This is a genomic window from Pedobacter miscanthi (assembly GCF_032678605.1).
GTDB lineage: Bacteria > Bacteroidota > Bacteroidia > Sphingobacteriales > Sphingobacteriaceae > Pedobacter > Pedobacter miscanthi_A.
This window is the reverse complement of sequence record NZ_JAVTSU010000003.1, coordinates 403,059-420,235: the sequence shown is the minus strand read 5'-3', so window position 1 is coordinate 420,235 and position 17,177 is coordinate 403,059. Positions and strand designations below refer to the sequence as shown.

Annotated in this window: 13 protein-coding genes and 1 pseudogene; 5 read left to right on the top strand and 9 right to left on the bottom strand. The window is 36.8% G+C overall.

Annotated elements, in window-relative coordinates:
• The first annotated feature begins 33 nt into the window (after positions 1–33).
• The 5 genes from R2R28_RS06910 (at position 34) to R2R28_RS06890 (ending at position 5,152) form a co-directional block, all read left to right on the top strand.
• The gene (locus R2R28_RS06910) at positions 34–1,785 is read left to right on the top strand and encodes a lysophospholipid acyltransferase family protein (protein WP_316824971.1); all 1,752 of its coding nucleotides are present in this window, start codon (positions 34–36) and stop codon (positions 1,783–1,785) included.
• 340 nt (positions 1,786–2,125) lie between these two features.
• Positions 2,126–2,953, top strand: coding sequence for a lysophospholipid acyltransferase family protein (locus R2R28_RS06905; protein WP_316824970.1), 828 nt, complete (start codon positions 2,126–2,128; stop codon positions 2,951–2,953).
• 201 nt (positions 2,954–3,154) lie between these two features.
• Positions 3,155–4,303 (top strand): hypothetical protein, encoded by a 1,149-nt coding sequence (locus R2R28_RS06900; protein ID WP_316824969.1) that lies wholly within the window; start codon positions 3,155–3,157, stop codon positions 4,301–4,303.
• Between the two features lie 139 nt (positions 4,304–4,442).
• Complete coding sequence (locus R2R28_RS06895) at positions 4,443–4,718, top strand: hypothetical protein (protein WP_316824968.1); 276 nt, start codon at positions 4,443–4,445, stop codon at positions 4,716–4,718.
• 119 nt (positions 4,719–4,837) lie between these two features.
• The gene (locus R2R28_RS06890) at positions 4,838–5,152 is read left to right on the top strand and encodes a hypothetical protein (RefSeq protein WP_316824967.1); all 315 of its coding nucleotides are present in this window, start codon (positions 4,838–4,840) and stop codon (positions 5,150–5,152) included.
• Between the two features lie 124 nt (positions 5,153–5,276).
• Here the strand turns inward: R2R28_RS06890 and R2R28_RS06885 are convergent, their stop codons facing one another.
• The 9 genes and pseudogenes from R2R28_RS06885 to radC all read right to left on the bottom strand — a co-directional run bounded on the left by R2R28_RS06885 (position 5,277) and on the right by radC (position 17,165).
• On the bottom strand, positions 5,277–6,659 hold the full coding sequence (locus R2R28_RS06885; protein ID WP_316824966.1) for a hypothetical protein: 1,383 nt from the start codon (positions 6,657–6,659) through the stop codon (positions 5,277–5,279).
• A 116-nt stretch (positions 6,660–6,775) separates the two neighbouring features.
• Positions 6,776–9,559, bottom strand: a complete 2,784-nt coding sequence (locus R2R28_RS06880; protein WP_316824965.1) for a TonB-dependent receptor — start codon at positions 9,557–9,559, stop codon at positions 6,776–6,778.
• A 111-nt stretch (positions 9,560–9,670) separates the two neighbouring features.
• The gene (locus R2R28_RS06875; protein ID WP_316824964.1) at positions 9,671–10,186 is read right to left on the bottom strand and encodes a DUF962 domain-containing protein; all 516 of its coding nucleotides are present in this window, start codon (positions 10,184–10,186) and stop codon (positions 9,671–9,673) included.
• Positions 10,187–10,326: 140 nt separating this feature from the next.
• Complete coding sequence (gene rny, locus R2R28_RS06870; protein ID WP_316824963.1) at positions 10,327–11,898, bottom strand: ribonuclease Y; 1,572 nt, start codon at positions 11,896–11,898, stop codon at positions 10,327–10,329.
• A gap of 331 nt (positions 11,899–12,229) precedes the next feature.
• On the bottom strand, positions 12,230–12,520 hold the full coding sequence (locus tag R2R28_RS06865; RefSeq protein ID WP_025143281.1) for a cell division protein ZapA: 291 nt from the start codon (positions 12,518–12,520) through the stop codon (positions 12,230–12,232).
• Between the two features lie 33 nt (positions 12,521–12,553).
• A complete protein-coding gene (locus R2R28_RS06860; RefSeq protein ID WP_316824962.1) occupies positions 12,554–12,844 on the bottom strand; it encodes a hypothetical protein in 291 nt (96 codons plus the stop codon).
• Positions 12,845–12,875: 31 nt separating this feature from the next.
• Positions 12,876–15,275, bottom strand: coding sequence for a phenylalanine--tRNA ligase subunit beta (gene pheT / locus R2R28_RS06855; protein WP_316824961.1), 2,400 nt, complete (start codon positions 15,273–15,275; stop codon positions 12,876–12,878).
• 258 nt (positions 15,276–15,533) lie between these two features.
• Positions 15,534–16,373: an endonuclease/exonuclease/phosphatase family protein gene (locus R2R28_RS06850; RefSeq protein WP_316824960.1), complete on the bottom strand. Its 840-nt coding sequence runs from the start codon at positions 16,371–16,373 to the stop codon at positions 15,534–15,536.
• A 94-nt stretch (positions 16,374–16,467) separates the two neighbouring features.
• Positions 16,468–17,165, bottom strand: a pseudogene (gene radC / locus R2R28_RS06845) (RadC family protein).
• Positions 17,166–17,177: the final 12 nt, after the last annotated feature.

Below are 17,177 nucleotides of genomic sequence, written 5' to 3'. Positions count from 1 at the left end.
AGGTTTTGCCTATCAACAACCTAAGAATTATATATGAAGATCATAACAACGTCTGAATTTGCTAAAGCAACGAAGATAGATAAGCTAGGTGTACCGGGTTTGGCAGGTTTGATGATGGAGATCATGAAACTGAATGATATTAACGACGTATTCGCTCAAAATCAACACTTTAAAGGTTTAGAATTTGTAGATAAAATATTAGAAACCATTGGCGTTTCGATCGAATTTGATGATGATGATTTAAATAGCATCCCTAAAACAGGACCATTTATTGCCATCGCAAACCACCCTTATGGTGGTGTAGAAGGTTTGGCTTTGGTTAAGCTTTTATGTACGGTTAGGCCTGATGCAAAGGTGATGGTAAATTTTATCCTGAAAAAAATACCAAATCTTGATGAGTTTTTTGTAGCGGTAAATCCTTTCGAAAACGTTCAGCATTCGTCAAGCATCAGTGGCCTAAAAACGACTTTCGATCTGCTTAGAAACGGAACACCGATTGGTATTTTTCCCGCTGGTGAGGTTTCTACTTTTAAACTGGATGCACAACAGGTGACCGACAGGATGTGGCATCCGGTGGTTGGAAAACTGATTGCAAAAGCAAAAGTGCCGGTTGTACCCATCTATTTCCATGGTAATAATGGTGTTTTCTTTAATATTTTAAGTTTTATACACCCAACTTTACGTACCGCAAAACTTCCTTCTGAGTTTTTAAATAAACACGGACGCACGATTAGGGTAAGGATCGGGAAACCGATTGCGATTTCCGAAATCTCCCACATGAACAGCAGTAATAAGTTAATGGACTTTTTAAGGGCCCGTACTTATGCTCTGGGTGTTGGATTAGACACGGAGAAAAAACTTTTCAATCCGCTGAATTTATTTAAGATTAAAAAGAAACCTGTTGAGATAATCGAAGAAACTTCGAGGATTTTGATCAAAGAGGAAGTAGAAAAATTAGAAGATTTTAAAGTTTGGACGGAGAAAAATTACGAAGTATACATCGTTCCGACCTTGAAAATCCCTAATATTTTAAGAGAGATTGGCCGTTTGAGAGAAATTACCTTCCGTGAAGTTGGTGAAGGAACAAACAAAAAAATCGATCTCGACAATTACGACATCTATTACAACCATTTATTTATCTGGGATAGGGATTTAGAAAACATTGTAGGGGCTTACCGCATTGGTAAAGGTGATGAGATTTTAGAAAGCATGGGCCGCCGTGGTTTTTACCTTTCGGAGCTTTTCAAAATGAAAGACCAGTTTTACCCGATGCTAAGGCAGGGGATTGAGCTTGGTCGGTCGTGGATAAGAAAAGAGTACCAAGGCAAACCGCTCCCCTTATTCTTACTCTGGAAAGGAATTTTAAAATACCTGATCGATAATCCTCAGTATCGTTACATGTTCGGACCGGTAAGTATCAGCAACAATTTTTCGAAATTTAGCAAGGCTTTAATTGTTGATTACATTACCAAAAACCATTTCGATTATGAGATGGCGAAATATGTTAAACCGAGAAACAAATTTAAGGCTGATTTATTACCTATTTCAACTGATACCCTGGTAGATAGCAGTGAATCTTTTAAAGATTTAGACAGTATTATTGGTGATATCGAAAACTCGCACATTAAAATTCCGGTATTGTTAAGGCAGTACATGAACCTGAATGCAAAGATTATTTCTTTTAACATCGACCCTAAATTTTCAGACTGTCTGGATGGTTTCTTAGTGGTAGATACACATAATATTCCACCAGAAATGTTGGAAAAACTTGGCAAGAACCTATAATTAAGGCAATAAAAAAACCCAGACATCCATCTGGGTTTTTTATTATCAACTAACCTAAACTTTATAAATACTAACCAAATATTTATGCCACAAAAGTATAGTTAGCTTGTTAAATTGGTATTAATGAAATGTTATTTATAAAATTTCTCCCATCACAATTTCTTAATAGATAAATAGCCGGTTGTTCATCTAATTCTGTTATCTTTAGGTACTCTGTATGAGCTATGATAAACATTTTTTTTTCAACAACAGGATGTTTCCCCTCTCTTATATTTAGCTCAAATAAAAAATCATTTATCGAACTGGTTTCAACAATGAAATCAGTTTTGAAGCATCACTTATGACACTCATTTCTAAAGAAAATTTCTCGAAAGCAACGGGAATCGGCAACATCCCTATTCCAGGCCTAGCGGCTTTTTTAATGCGGTTTTTGAAGATTGATGACTTTAATGGAATTATTAAAGATGCGAATACTTTAGAAGGCGAAAAATTTGCCAACCATATATTAAATGTACTGGGTGTTACTATCGAGATCAGCGATGAAGACCTTGCCAATATTCCGGAAGAAGGTGCATTTATTGCCATTGCGAACCATCCTTATGGTGGAATAGAATCATTGGCTTTGCTCAGCACCTTGCAAAGGATGCGCAGGGATACTATGTTTATGGGCAATTTTTTATTAAAAAAAATCCCAAATCTTGAAAAATGTATCATTGCCGTAAATCCATTCGAAAAAGTAATTGACGCTTCAAGTATCAGTGGATTAAAAATCACTTTACAAACCTTAAAAGAGGGTACTCCTATTGCCATTTTCCCGGCAGGCGAAGTTTCATCATATAAATTCAAAAAAAATCAGATTACCGACAGAGAGTGGCATCCGGTGGTGGGTAAAATTATTTCGAAGGCTAATGTGCCCATTTTACCCATTTATTTTGAAGGAAACAACGGATTATTCTTTAGCTTATTGAAACTGATCCACCCTACCCTACAAACGGCCAAATTAATTTCCGAAATGTTTAATAAAAAGGGCCATGTGCTTAAAATTAAAATAGGAAAACCGATTGTAATTAACGACATTGATTGTAGAAAATGTAATGTATCGCTCTTAAAATTTTTAAGAACTTCTGTATATACACTCAAAACCACAAAAAAGTTAGTGGTAAATTAAAACTAAATCCAATAGAGTTTAAAAACACAATCAACATCCCCTTCAGTAAATATCTGTATTAAATTAATATCATCAATTTGAACTTTGTTAACATAAACAAATTGTTGCTTTTGTGTTAATAATGGGTAAATTTAATACAACCAAATATGCTGCAGTTTGAAAAGAGGGATTTACATATATGCATTGTTCACTTGCCTGATAATGGCTACCACCATTGCGAGGGGACAAAACTATTCTTTCGATTTTTATAACGGAACCTTCAATTTCAGCACCGACTCTACCATAAATTTACGGGTATCAAAAACAGCAGAAGCAACTGAAGTTTCAAAATTTTACACCAAAATGGATTCAGGTAATTATCTGCCGCTGGTTTCTTCTCTTAAACAATACCAGGAGAAATATCATTTAAACGACTGGATCTATTATCAACTGATCCGCAAAACTGCAGAGCAAATCAGTCCCAAAGCGGATAATTACTTTCGCTATACTTTATATAAATGGTTTTTACTTAGCAAATGTGGTTACGATGCCCGGCTGGCTGTGGGCGATAAGCAGGTTATATTTTATGTAAGAAATGAGGAAGACATCAGCGATGTTCCATTTTTTATGATTGATGGTAAAAAATACATGTGCCTGAATTATCACGATTATGGTAAACTGTTTAAACAGGCAGATGTTTATCAACCCGTTAAAATTTTAATCCCCGAGGCTAAAAATCCTTTCTCGTATAAAGTTACGCGCATGCCCGATTTTAAACCGGAAAACTATCAGGAAAAAGACATCGAATTTAGTTATCGTCAAAAAGTTCATCACTTTAAACTCAAAGTGAACGAAGATGTTGAAACTATATTCAAAAACTATCCTGTGGTTGATTTTGAAACCTATTTTAATATTCCTTTAAGCCGGGAAACTTACAGTTCGCTTATTCCCACATTAAAAGAAAACCTGAAACACATGGATCAGAAAAAAGGAGTGGATTATTTAATGAAATTTACACGTTACAGCTTTTTATATGAGGATGATGATGAAAATTTCGGCAAAGAGAAACGTTTCTCGCCTGAACAAACACTATTAAGTACCTACAGTGATTGCGACGACAGGGCAGCTTTATTTTTTTACCTGGTAAAGGAAATATATAATTTGCCCATGATTGCATTGTTATATCCTAAACATTTAACCATTGCGGTACAGTTTGACAAGCCTGTTGGTGAAGCCATTACCTATAAAGGTAAAAAATACTCTTATTGCGAACCTACTCCCCAGTCCCAAAACCTAAAAATCGGACAGCTTTCTTCAAACTTGAAAAATAGTAAGTACGAGGTAGTATATGCTTATGAGCCGGTTAAATGATAATATCGACGTTACTTAAGTTAAATTAATGTTAAGCAATTGTTTAATCAATGTTATCTTATTAAAAACACGCTGAATAAATGGCTATTTGCATTACTTTTATTTTTTAACTGATGTTTAAAATTTAAAAAGGGTCCTTATGTCTGCAATAATTTATACCATTTTAAAAGAGTTTTTTGTTGAGATCCATCAACATCATGTTAAGGCCAGGATTATGTCGCCAATTAACGATAACAATGTATTCGTTTTTCAAACCAGTTTATACTATAAAAGTAAAAGCAATTCTGATCCAAATCAGCCTGCCTCTACATTTACTTCTTATGCCAATGCAGAAAGACACCTGCTTCAGTACCTGGAAGAGTTTCAGAATACGATAGATCTCGGTGGCCATGTAGCCGAAGGCACCAATTTCTAATCACATAAATTATAGCAAAATGTTTTACATGTTAACTCAAAATACAAGAGTTAACAAAATCATAATATTGATTTAATTTTTTGATAACATATCTTTGATGAAATCCCATTTTATTTCAGATGAAAAAGAATAAATCAAAATCAAGAAACCATTCGGCAGGCAAGAAAGTACGTAAAGAATTAGAAACAAAATTAGCTACAGCTTTTAGCGAAGTGGTATCAGCTTATGGCAAAGCGAAAAAGGCAGACAAAGTAATCGGAAAATTTGCCAGACAACTGGCTAAAAAGGTGACCATTTCAGCTTCGCAAGATTCGATAACTCCATTTATTAAAGAAGAAAAAATTGCACTTGCGGCTCCAAAAGCGAAAGCAGCTAAAACTGTTGCTGTAAAAACACCTAAAAAGGAGTTGGCAACTGAAAAAACCGAAGGTTAATTGGGCAAAGTTTACCAAAAGATTTGCCTCTGGCAATATACCCCGCATAAAAAAGTCCTTATCAATTTTGATAAGGACTTTTTATATTCAACCTGTGTTTAATAAGGCCTGATGATTATAATTTCTAGAAAGTTGCACCAGTTGCAGCAGCAGAACCAGCTTTAACAGTGAAGTTAGGAGCGGTTAAGCTAAACGGAGCGTTTAATAAAGCTGCAGCTGCAGTTTCATCAATGATTGTATTTCCTTTACCTGTTAAATAGGTTTTTAACAGATCAGCACTTGAGAATGAAAGTGTAGCACCATCAGCAACTACATCTTTACCAGCAGTAAATGATTGATAAATATTGTTTTTGATTAATGAAGTTCCATCTGTTAAGGCATCACCAGTTTCTTTATCACGGATATCGATTCCGAATTTAAAACCGATAAAGATTGAGTTAGCTAAAATCATTTTTGATCCTCTTCTCCATAGGTTGGCATATTCATGTTTAGCATCAACAGCTACGTTTCCAGGACCAATTAACGTCATATTTGAAATAATTGGACGTGTACGTGGACTAGAATCGAATACTTTTTCTGAGTTATCAGACTCAATGCCATTTGATTGACCAGCCTGATCAGCTAAAGATGGATCTCTTTGAGCTACTAAAAACTGTAATTTACCAGAGAAACCGTTATCAAAATCGAAAACATCATCAACGTTAGCGATAGAAACCAGGTGTTTTGCATTTACAGTACCACCGAACCATTCGAACGAATCATCACCAGAATAAGAAACCTGTACATAATCTACTGTAGTACCAGAACCAACAGATCCGAAAGTAACACCGTTAATTTCATTATTGGTAGCATAAGCAATACCTGGGAATTCTACACGCACATATTTAAGTGTACCAGAGTTATCTGCAGGGACATTACCACCGTGGTTTCCTTCAGGAAGTGTTAATCCACCTTCAATTAAGCCAGTACCACCAGGGATATTATTAGTTGATCTACCTAAAATGATAATTCCACCCCAATCACCCGGAGCTCTTGATCCAACGGCCTGGTTTGAAGTAAATACAATTGGTTTTGCAGCAGTTCCATCTGCAATTAATTTACCACCACGGGTTACTACCAAAGTAGCTTTTGAATCTTTATCGCCACGGATAACTGTTCCGGCAGGAATAGTTAATGTAACACCTTCTTTAACATATACAAATCCAACTAATTTGTAAACTTTAGTTGCATCTAATGTTCTGTTTGCATCGATGGATCCTTGTAAAGTTTCAGTTGCCTCTGCGTACACCGTTACTTTAGGTGTAAAATTGGTCCAGCTTGCAGTCCAATCTGTAGAACCAAATGCGCCTTTGTAAGATACTTTATCAAAAAATGCGTCTGCTAATGATTCGCTAGAATCTTGTTTTGTAGGCTCCTCAACTGGAGTACCATCTTTTTTACAACCAGAAACTACTGCAGCACCTGCAACCAAAATTGCAAGTAAGCCCAAGTTTAATTTGTTTTTCATTTTCATTTTGATTTTCCTTTTCCTTTTATGATTTGTACAAATGTATTTTCTGTAGATTATGCCAAAATCAATTCAGCATTAAATGAACAGCGTTTTTATGTTAAAAATTTATGATACTATTTAAATTTATAAGATAGTGTTAGCGAGATTGTTGATCCAAAACGATCTGCGATGTTGATATTATCAGTCTTTTTATCGAAACTGGCATTCGGATCAGAGCCTTTAACTTTTTGATAGAAATAAGCCTTGTTATTAAAGATATCGCTGTAGTTAACTTTTAATTCACCTCTTGATTTCGCGAATTTTTGTGAAACCTGTAAATCCATGATATTTCTTGAATACTCATAAATGTCAGGATCTTCCACATTACCAATTGCCCAGATTCTTGGTCCTACCCTATTGTATAATATGGTTACACCTGTAGAATTTTCTACCGCAGATGCGTATGATAAACCTGCATTAATTAAATAAGGAGATTGTCCTTGTAATGGTCTTGAACCTTGTGCATTTACCAATCTGGATACCTGAACTTTTGATTTGATATAAGAACCGTTTGCATTAAATGTGAAGTTTTTTAAACTGTTATCGATAAATTTCAATGATTTTCTTATTTCGACTTCTGCACCATAAACGGTAGCCGAAGCTGAGTTTGCGTAACTTAAAGATCTGCCTGAAGTACCTAACTGAAGTGTTTGTTCTATAGGAGAATCAAAATATTTGTAAAAGGTAGATACCGAGAACGTTTCGCCTGATGAGGGATATATCGCGTAACCTAAATCGATATTTGTTGTTTTAGATTGCTTTAATCCTGCATTACCCCTTACGTTAACGTTTTTATTAAAATCGTAGAAAGGAAATGGTGCTAATTCTCTAAACTCTGCTCTTCCGATAGTTTGTGAACCAGACAAACGGATGTTTGCTTTATCACTTAAATTATAGATTAAATTAGCGGAAGGAAGTAGATTAGTTGCAGTTGAATCAATATTTACAGGTTTTCCGTTATCTTCACTGGTTAATGAAAGTTTATAAGATTCTAACCTTGCACCAATACCCAACCGCAGTTTTTCGGTTAAATAACCATCAAACATTACATAACCGGCATTTAATAAAGAGTTGGCCTGATATTGATCGCTTCCGTTTGTAATTTCATTTAACACAAAACCATTGGCACGGATATTTTCCGGTGAAAATATCTGATCCTGAGGAAGGGTCAACAATGAAGTATCAAAATTTCCATTTCTGATAAAACCGATTACCCTTGCGCTAAAGTCGCGTTTACGGTATTGACCGAAATAACCCGCTTTGATCTTATTATTATCTCTGAACAACTTAACCGGGATGGTTAAATTCGCTGCGCCACCATATGCATTTTCATTAAGTACTGATGAAAAATTACCTGCTAAACCAGCCACCGCAGATCCTGATTGAATAGAGGCAATGCCATCTTTAGAATAATCCATACGTTTATAACCTGGTTCTTTCCTATCGGTATTTGCATAATTTAAATTCCAGTCTATTTTGATTTTACTTTCGGGAGATAATAAATGTTCACCTGTTAACTGGTTAGACATTAAAGATCTTTGAAGCAAATAATCGCCTGTTCTGATAAATTCACCACCAGCATCATCTTTACCAACGCGATACGTAAACTGATTTTCTAAAACCCTGTTGTATAAGTTTTTTAGTGAAATTTTATTATTGCCCCATGAGTAGGCAAAATTGGCTAACGCACCAATATTGGTGTTAAAATTATACATGTCATCATGATATACATCTCCCAATGCCTGCCCAACATAAGCTTTTTGATCGCTGGTTTTTAAACGTTCATCATATCTATAAGTTAATGACAATACCGCCCCAAATTTCGATTTATCCTCAAAAACCTTACTGGATCCATAGTTTACCTGAAAATTCGGTCCTATGGTTGATTTGCCAGAGCTATATCCCCAATTGTTTTTGAATAATTTAGATAAAGTAAAAGTTTCGCTGGCGCCGTTTGGCAATGCGCGGTAATCTTTTGAAGAAGGAAATCCAGCAGGAATATCCCGGTCTTTATTATAAAACCCAAAAATTTCATTGCCACTTTTAGGAGAGGAAAGGAAATCTTTAAAGGTAGATTGAGTATTGTAAGAAGTTCCTAAAGAGGCGTTAAAAAAAGTATTAACAGGGAAATCTTTTGTAGTTACCTGTACTACCCCTCCAGAAAAGTCGGCAGGAATATCGGCAGAAGCCGTTTTGTTAATTACAATAGCATCGATCAGGTTGGATGGAAGAATATCAAATGAAAATGCTCTTTTATCTACTTCGGTATTTGGAAGCATAGAGTTATTTAACATTGCAGAGTTATACCGATCTGATAAACCACGAACAATAACAAACTTATTATCTTGGATACTTGCCCCGCTTACACGTTTTAAAACTTCAGATGTATTACGGTCAGGGCTTCTTCTAATCAATTCAGCTGATATCCCACTCGAAATACTGATACTCGATTTCTGATTGGCGTATAAGGTATTAACCGATTCTTTACTTGCACTACCTGTAATTACGACATCATTTAACTTTTGTGAATTCGATTCATTAAGCAGAATATCTAAATTAGTAGAAGCATTATCTTTTACCTCTACATCAACAACATTTTTAGTTGCATAACCTACATAAGAAACTTCAATAGCGTATTTTCCTGAAGTTAGGCCTGCAACTACATACCTGCCCTCAATATCAGTTGAAGTACCCTTTGTTGTACCTTTAATTTTTACCGTTACACCAATTAGGGTTTCGCCAGTTTTTTGATCAGAAATTTTACCAGAAATTTTTCCGGTTTGCGCATACGAGAGTACGCTGATCGTCAAAGCGAACACAGTAAGTGCCGCTCTTTTAAAAGAGTTTAGTAAATCCAATTTGCCTTTATTTGATAAAGACAAAAGTATTACCGCATTGTTAACAGCAAGTTAGGTGTTAATTAATATTCCTTTACCTTAAAGTTAACCCAAGGTTAACCTCTTTTTTGGTTAGTACCTAATACCTACTTTCTTGCAAATGAAGTGCAATAACCAGATCGGACCAATTAACAGGAATTTAATATCATCAAGAAACGAGGGCTTTTTCCCTTCAATTTTATGACCGATAAACTGACCAACCCAGGCAGCAACAAATATTGCGGCATAAATGGCATATGCAGTCCCACTGCCCAAACCAACGGCTTGTTCAATTTTTACGATGATATAACTCATTAAACCAACCACCCAGATCATTAAGAAAAACAATACAGGTGATAAGGTAAAATAATAATACAAGCTAAAGGCCAAAAGGAACGATGCCCAATTGAAGAAACCATTATAACTCCCTAAAAACCCGATATGTGGAAAAGGAATTTGCCAGATCAAACCCAGTAAACTGAACACAATTAATGGAACACAGATCCAGTGTACCAATTTATTAGTCGGATTTTGGTGACTTTCGGCGTACTTATCAAAAAGTACATCTACCGGCCGTTTTGGTTCGAGTTGGATGGTTTGCTTGCTCATTATGTAAAAATAAAAAAAAGCGATGGAATATCCATCGCTTTATATTTTGTTTCGCTATTTCGGTTCGTGGAGACACGAACCAAGGCTAGTGAGATAAATTTTGATCCGGTGCAATCACTAAATCGGTAAAATTACCTTCTTTATTTAGCAAAGGCTACAGAACGGGTTTCCCTGATTACGGTTACCTTAATCTGCCCTGGGTAAGTCATTTCGGTTTGAATACGGGTAGAAATATCAGCTGCTAAAAGTTCCGCCTGCGCATCGGTTATGCGTTCGCTTTCTACAATTACACGTAATTCTCTTCCAGCCTGGATAGCAAAAGTTTTTTCTACACCGGGATAAGATAAAGCAAGTTCTTCAAGATCTTTTAAACGTTTAATGTAACTTTCTACTACCTCACGACGGGCACCCGGACGTGCACCAGAAATGGCATCACAAGCCTGAATGATCGGCGAAATCATTGAAGTCATTTCGATTTCATCGTGGTGGGCTCCAATTGCGTTACAAATCTCTGGATGTTCTTTATATTTTTCGGCCAGCTGCATCCCTAAAATTGCGTGTGGCAGTTCAGGATTATCATCAGGCACTTTACCTATATCGTGTAATAAACCTGCACGTTTGGCCATTTTAGCATTCAAACCAAGCTCTGCAGCCATGGTAGCACAGAAATTTGCTACCTCACGCGAGTGATGCAACAAGTTTTGGCCATAAGATGAACGGTAACGCATACGGCCAACCATACGGATTAACTCAGGGTGTAAACCATGGATACCTAAATCGATCACTGTACGCTCACCAATCTCTACGATTTCGTCTTCAATCTGTTTTTTGGTTTTCGCTACAATTTCTTCGATACGTGCCGGATGGATACGACCGTCGGTTACCAAACGGTGTAAAGCCAAACGGGCAATTTCTCTTCTTACCGGATCGAAGCCTGATAAAATAATGGCTTCAGGGGTATCATCAACGATAATCTCGATACCAGTAGCAGCTTCTAAAGCACGGATATTTCTACCTTCTCTACCAATTACACGACCTTTAATTTCATCGCTTTCAATGTGAAAAATAGATACAGAATTTTCGATGGCCGCTTCGGTAGCGGTACGCTGAATGGTTTGGATAACCACTTTTTTAGCCTCTTTGCTGGCAGTAAGTTTTGCTTCGTCTACAATGTCCTTAATCTGGATCATGGCCTGTGTACGGGCTACTTCCTTTAAGTTTTCTACCAGCTGGTTTTTAGCTTCGTCGGCTGATAAACCTGCAATGGTTTCTAATTGTGTTAAATGTTGATTTTTTAAAACTTCTACTTCTTCCTGCTTTTTAACGGCAAGTTCTGTCTGTTTTTCGAGCTGGCTCTTTTGTTTATCGAGTTCTTGCTCTTTTTTGTTAAAGTTTTCCATGCGCTGGTTCACCGACTGCTCTTTCTGCTTCATGGTGTTTTCGCGCTGGTTAATGTTGTTATTCTTAGCATTCACCTCTTGTTCATGCTCAGCTTTTAACTGTAAAAATTTCTCTTTGGCTTCTAAAAGTTTATTCTTTTTTAAAATTTCGGCATTATTTTCTGCGTCTTTTAAAATCTTTTTCACCTTATTCTGTGCAGCAACTTCCTGCTGTTTAAGCAAGTTACGCAGGAGGAATCTTCCTACCACTACTCCGATAGCTATACCTGCTATTACGGCAAATACGTATCCTAATATTTCAACTATTTCCATTTTGTTTTTTAAGTAAAAAAAAACCGCAACTAATTTTTAAAGTCTCATACATTTTAAACCTCAACTAAGCATAATTAGGGTTTAAGCCATTTTCAGGTGCCATAGCAGATGAAATACGCCCTCTTAACCCTATAGATATTGAAGTGTTAAGTTTTATAAAATTTGAAACTCAAAAACTAGCTGCGGCTATATTTTTGTGCTAATATCGTGTCCTGTCCTGAAGCAGAGCGCATAGAGCCGAAAGCCTGATAGGCTAAATGTCTAGTATCCAGGATTTATTTCCTAGACTCTTCATTGCATTCATTGTGACAAAAAATATAAAGAACGAACCTTATTTTGAAAAGAAATTATTGAGTAAAACATCCAATTCTTCAACTTTATCGGCAACAGCAGTATCCTGGTTTTGTACTTTATTTTCTGTTCTTAATACGGCGGTTGCATAGTGCAATACTGCCATAGAAAGAAGATCCTGCTTATCTCTAACCGCATAATTATCCTGATAATCTTTTATGCGTTCGTTGATCATTTTTGCTGCCCGTCTCACAATTTCTTCCTCTTCCATATTCACCTTTAAAGGATAGATACGGTCGGAAATGGTTATTTTAATCGAGATTTCTCCCATTTGTTTAGCTTAGTTTCTGATTTTTTCGCATCATTATTTCTTCAACAATGCGATACTCTTATCAATCTCCCGCACAAAATCGTTAATTTTTTGCTTAATGTCAAGCGATTTTTCGCTTGTTCCCTCTATACTTTTGGCCAATTTTGTAACCCTGAGTTTTTCATCAAGTTCTACATTTTTGCCCTTAGATGTATCGAGTGCGACTTTTAACGATTGATTTTCAAGCTTTAATAAATCATTTTCTTCCTGTAGCGCATTACATAACTCAATTACCTGAGCCGTTTTTTGTAATACCTTATCTAATTGATCTGCAACAGAAGTCATGAATTTATTTCTAAAAATACGAATTTATATTTTATTTCCTAATTTCTGCACCAGCTTGTGCCGTTAAATTCGCGATTAACTTCTGCATGGTATTTTCAATCTGCTTATCAGTAAGGGTTTGTTCCTCATCCTGCAAAATAAAATTAAGCGCATAAGATTTTTTACCTTCAGGCAGTTTATCACCCACATACACATCAAAAACACCAACCTCTTTAATAAGTTTTTTATCGGTTTTGAAAGCAATGCCTTTTAAAGTATCGAAAGTTACATTTTGATCGATCAATAAGGATAAATCTCTACGCACCTGAGGGTACTTAGAAACTTCTTTATTGATGATTCTGTTTTTCTTTACAATATCCAACAAGGTGACCCAATCAAAATCGGCATAAAATACTTCTGCATTTACATCAGCTACTTTACGGTCGGCTTTTGAAGCGGCTCCGAAACTTACCAAAGTTTTATCCCCACGGAAATATTTAATGCCATAGGCAAAATTTTCATCGTTCAAAGCATCACTTTGATAGCTTGCGATCCCTAAACGTGAGATAATCGCATCAACTGCTGATTTTAAATTGTAAAAAGTTGCCGGTTTAGCGTTATGGTTCCACTGTTCGCTTTGTTTTGCTCCCGAAACCAATAACAACAACCTGGAACGCTCTACGTACTTCTCGTTGATTAAATGATAGGTTTTACCAAACTCGTAAAATTTCACGTCAGCATTTTTACGGTTCTGGTTGTAGGCTACACTTTCCAATGCTGGCATCAATAAATTCTGACGCATTACATTCAAATCACTACTTAAAGGATTCAAAATAAATACAGCCTCATCCAAATTTTTCGAATAAGCCGATTTGGTTAAAGAGTTACACATAATTTCAGCATATCCGTTTGAAGTCAGCATATCTGCAATTACATTATGGGTATTTTCTTTCTCTGGCTTAACGCTATACGAAAGCGATGCATTTACTTTTGCAGGAATTTCGACATTATCATACCCGTAAATACGCAATACCTCTTCGGTAATATCACATTCGCGGGTCACATCCACTTTAAATGATGGTACACGCAAAGCCAGTGTATCATCAGAAGTATTGGTTGCTGAAATGCCCAAAGCGGTAATGATATGTTTAATTTCGGCCGAAGGAATATTTGCACCGATTAATTTATTGATATTGGTATAACTCACCTCAAATTCAAATGGCTTGATGTGGCTTGGGTAGTTATCAGAAACTGATGAAGAAATTTCTCCTCCTGCCAATTCCTTAATTAATAAAGCCGCATATTTTAAAGCAGTAACGGTAATTTCAGGGTCGGTACCACGCTCATAACGGAAAGATGCATCGGTTTTTAAACCATGTCTTTTAGAAGTTTTACGCACAGACACTGAATTGAAATAGGCACTTTCTAAGAAAATATTTTTGGTATGGGTATCAACACCTGATGATTTCCCGCCAAAAACGCCTGCAATACACATTGGTGCTTCGGCATTACAGATCATTAAATCATCTGCATTTAATTTACGTTCTACCTCATCAAGGGTTACAAAAGGCGTACCTTCTGCCACTTTTTTTACCATTACTTTTCCGCCGGTAATTTTATCGGCATCGAAAGCGTGTAGTGGCTGACCTAAACCATGTAACACATAATTGGTAATATCCACAATGTTATTAATCGGACGTAAGCCGATTACCTTTAATTTATCTTTTAACCATTCAGGCGATTCTTGTACGGTAACGCCGGAAATGGTTACACTGCTATAACGTGGGCAGGCCGCCAAATCTTCTATCTCTACCGGAATAACCAGGTTTTCGTTATCTGTTTTGAAAGCAGAAAGATCAGGCATTTCGTATTCACTTCTGAAATAAGCAGCTAAATCCCTGGCCACGCCTAAATGTGAAGCGGCATCGGCACGGTTTGGCGTTAATCCAATTTCGAAAACAAAATCATCATCCATTTTGAAATGATCTTTAGCACGGATCCCAATTTCGGTATCTGCCGCCAAAACCATAATGCCATCATGTGATTTGCCCAAACCAATTTCATCTTCAGCACAGATCATGCCTTGTGAAAGCTCTCCCCTGATTTTTGATTCTTTGATTTTAAAAGGCTCACCCTCTAAAGGATATACAGTTGTACCTACTGTAGCCACCACCACTTTTTGTCCAGCGCCTACATTTGGAGCACCACAAACAATCTGAAGATTTTCGGCACCGCCAACGTTAACGGTGGTAATGCGCAAACGATCAGCATTGGGATGCTGAACACAGGTTAATACTTCACCAATTACCAAACCTTCAAGACCACCTACTACAGGCTGTACCTTTTCTACACTTTCTACCTCCAAACCCACATTGGTAAGGATTAATGAAAGTTCCTGAGGTGTTTTATCGATCTGTACGAATTGTTTTAACCAGTTATATGATATTTTCATTTTGGAGTATCAAGTAGTGAGTGTCCAATATCAAGACAAATCCCGAAGGGCACTCTAATTTCATAAAACGCAAAGATATTATTTAAAGCCCAAAGGAGAAAGTTAAACAGGAATAAATGATGGAAAATGGAAGAGGTATGATGGATGACGGAATCGTAATAAAAGTTCAGCGGTTTGTCCTCACAAAACACGCTGCGAGACTCACGAAATCTTTCTGCCTTCTTACCCTTGCAAGACTTCGTGAGACTGGCCGGCCTGCTAAAACCAAAGTCTGCAGAAAACCGGAAGGTGATCTGAATAATACCTTTTATCTTTACTATCGGTTAGCACTGCAAATTTCTGCACTTTAAAACCTTTATTTACAAAAATATAGTCGATACGATCTTTCAGGTCGCTATCGAAATGAAAACCGTTAAAGGTACCTGCCGGGCCGTAAGGCGGCTCTACAGAAATCTCTTTTGCATCTGTAAGAAAAGATTTAATGGTGGCAATCGCCTCTGTTTCTGGCGTTACGTTTAAGTCGCCTGTAAAAACAACCGGTAGCGTCGGTGCAATTTGCTGTATTTTTTGTTTGAGCAATTTGGCTGATTCGATCCTCGCCTGCACGCCAATATGATCGTAGTGTGTATTGAAAACAATAAATTCTTTTTTATTCAGTTTATCGTACAATTTAACCCAGCTGCAAACACGGTTTAAAGCTGCATCCCATCCTTTGGAAGGTACATCTGGGGTTTGCGACAGCCAAAAAGTGCCGCCGTCTTTTTTGGTGAAACGGTCTTTATCAAAATATACAGCAGAAAATTCGCCTTTTCTTTTGCCATCATCACGGCCAACACCTACTACATCGAAATTAGAATTTTCCAATAGCGCATCGAACTGTTCAGGCAATGCTTCCTGTACACAAAGAATATCGGCATCATGGAATTTCACCAAGGCCTTTACGTTATCTTTTCGGTTTGGCCAGGCATTAACACCATCAGAAGCTACATTTAAGCGAACGTTATAGGTAATGATATTAATGGGCACAGTAACTTTCTGAGCGAAGGCAAAAACCGTTAATAAAAGAAAAACAGGGATAATTTTTAAAAAATTCATCATAACTATAATTTTAATTCCGCTATTCCGGAAGCTTATAAATAAACTGCGATGATACTAAATTAAGGTTAATTGTATTTTAACAATCAAACATCTTTTAAATTAAATCTTCATCTCTATAACTATAATAGCGGTTGTTGGCAAAAATGACATGATCTACCACATGGAGCGTAAGCAGGTTACCCGAGGCCACCATATTTTTTGTCAGTTTATCATCGCTTTCACTGGGTTTTAAATTTCCGGAAGGGTGATTATGCGTGAGCACAATATTTGCCGCATTATTTTCTAAAGCGGTTTTAAAAATAATTTTCGGATCGGCTATCGTACCTGCCTGTCCTCCTTTACTGATCAGGAATTTACCGATGATGCGGTTAGACCTGTTGAGCAACAAAATCCAGAATTCTTCGTGATTGAGGTTGGCAAAAGTGTGGTGCATGTACCTGTACACGTCTCCAGAGGTGGTAATCTGGACAGTATCTTCTTCAGCAGTTTCTTTCCGCCGCAAACCGAGTTCCAGCGCTGCCATAATGGTTAGCGCCTTTGCTACACCAATGCCTTTAAACCGGGATAAATCCTGAATGGATGCCTTGCCCAGCCTGGTTAAATTGTGATCGTAAAAAGCCAGGATCCTTTTACTCAGATCAACAACGGTTTCAGTTTTACTGCCTGAACCAATTAAATTGCAATGAGTTCGGCATCGGTTAAATGCCTGCGGCCATGTAATAAAAGTTTTTCACGTGGGCGGTCTTCTTCAGCCCATAACTTAACTCCGAGTTTTTGTTCGTATTGTTCCATTTTTTTTGACAA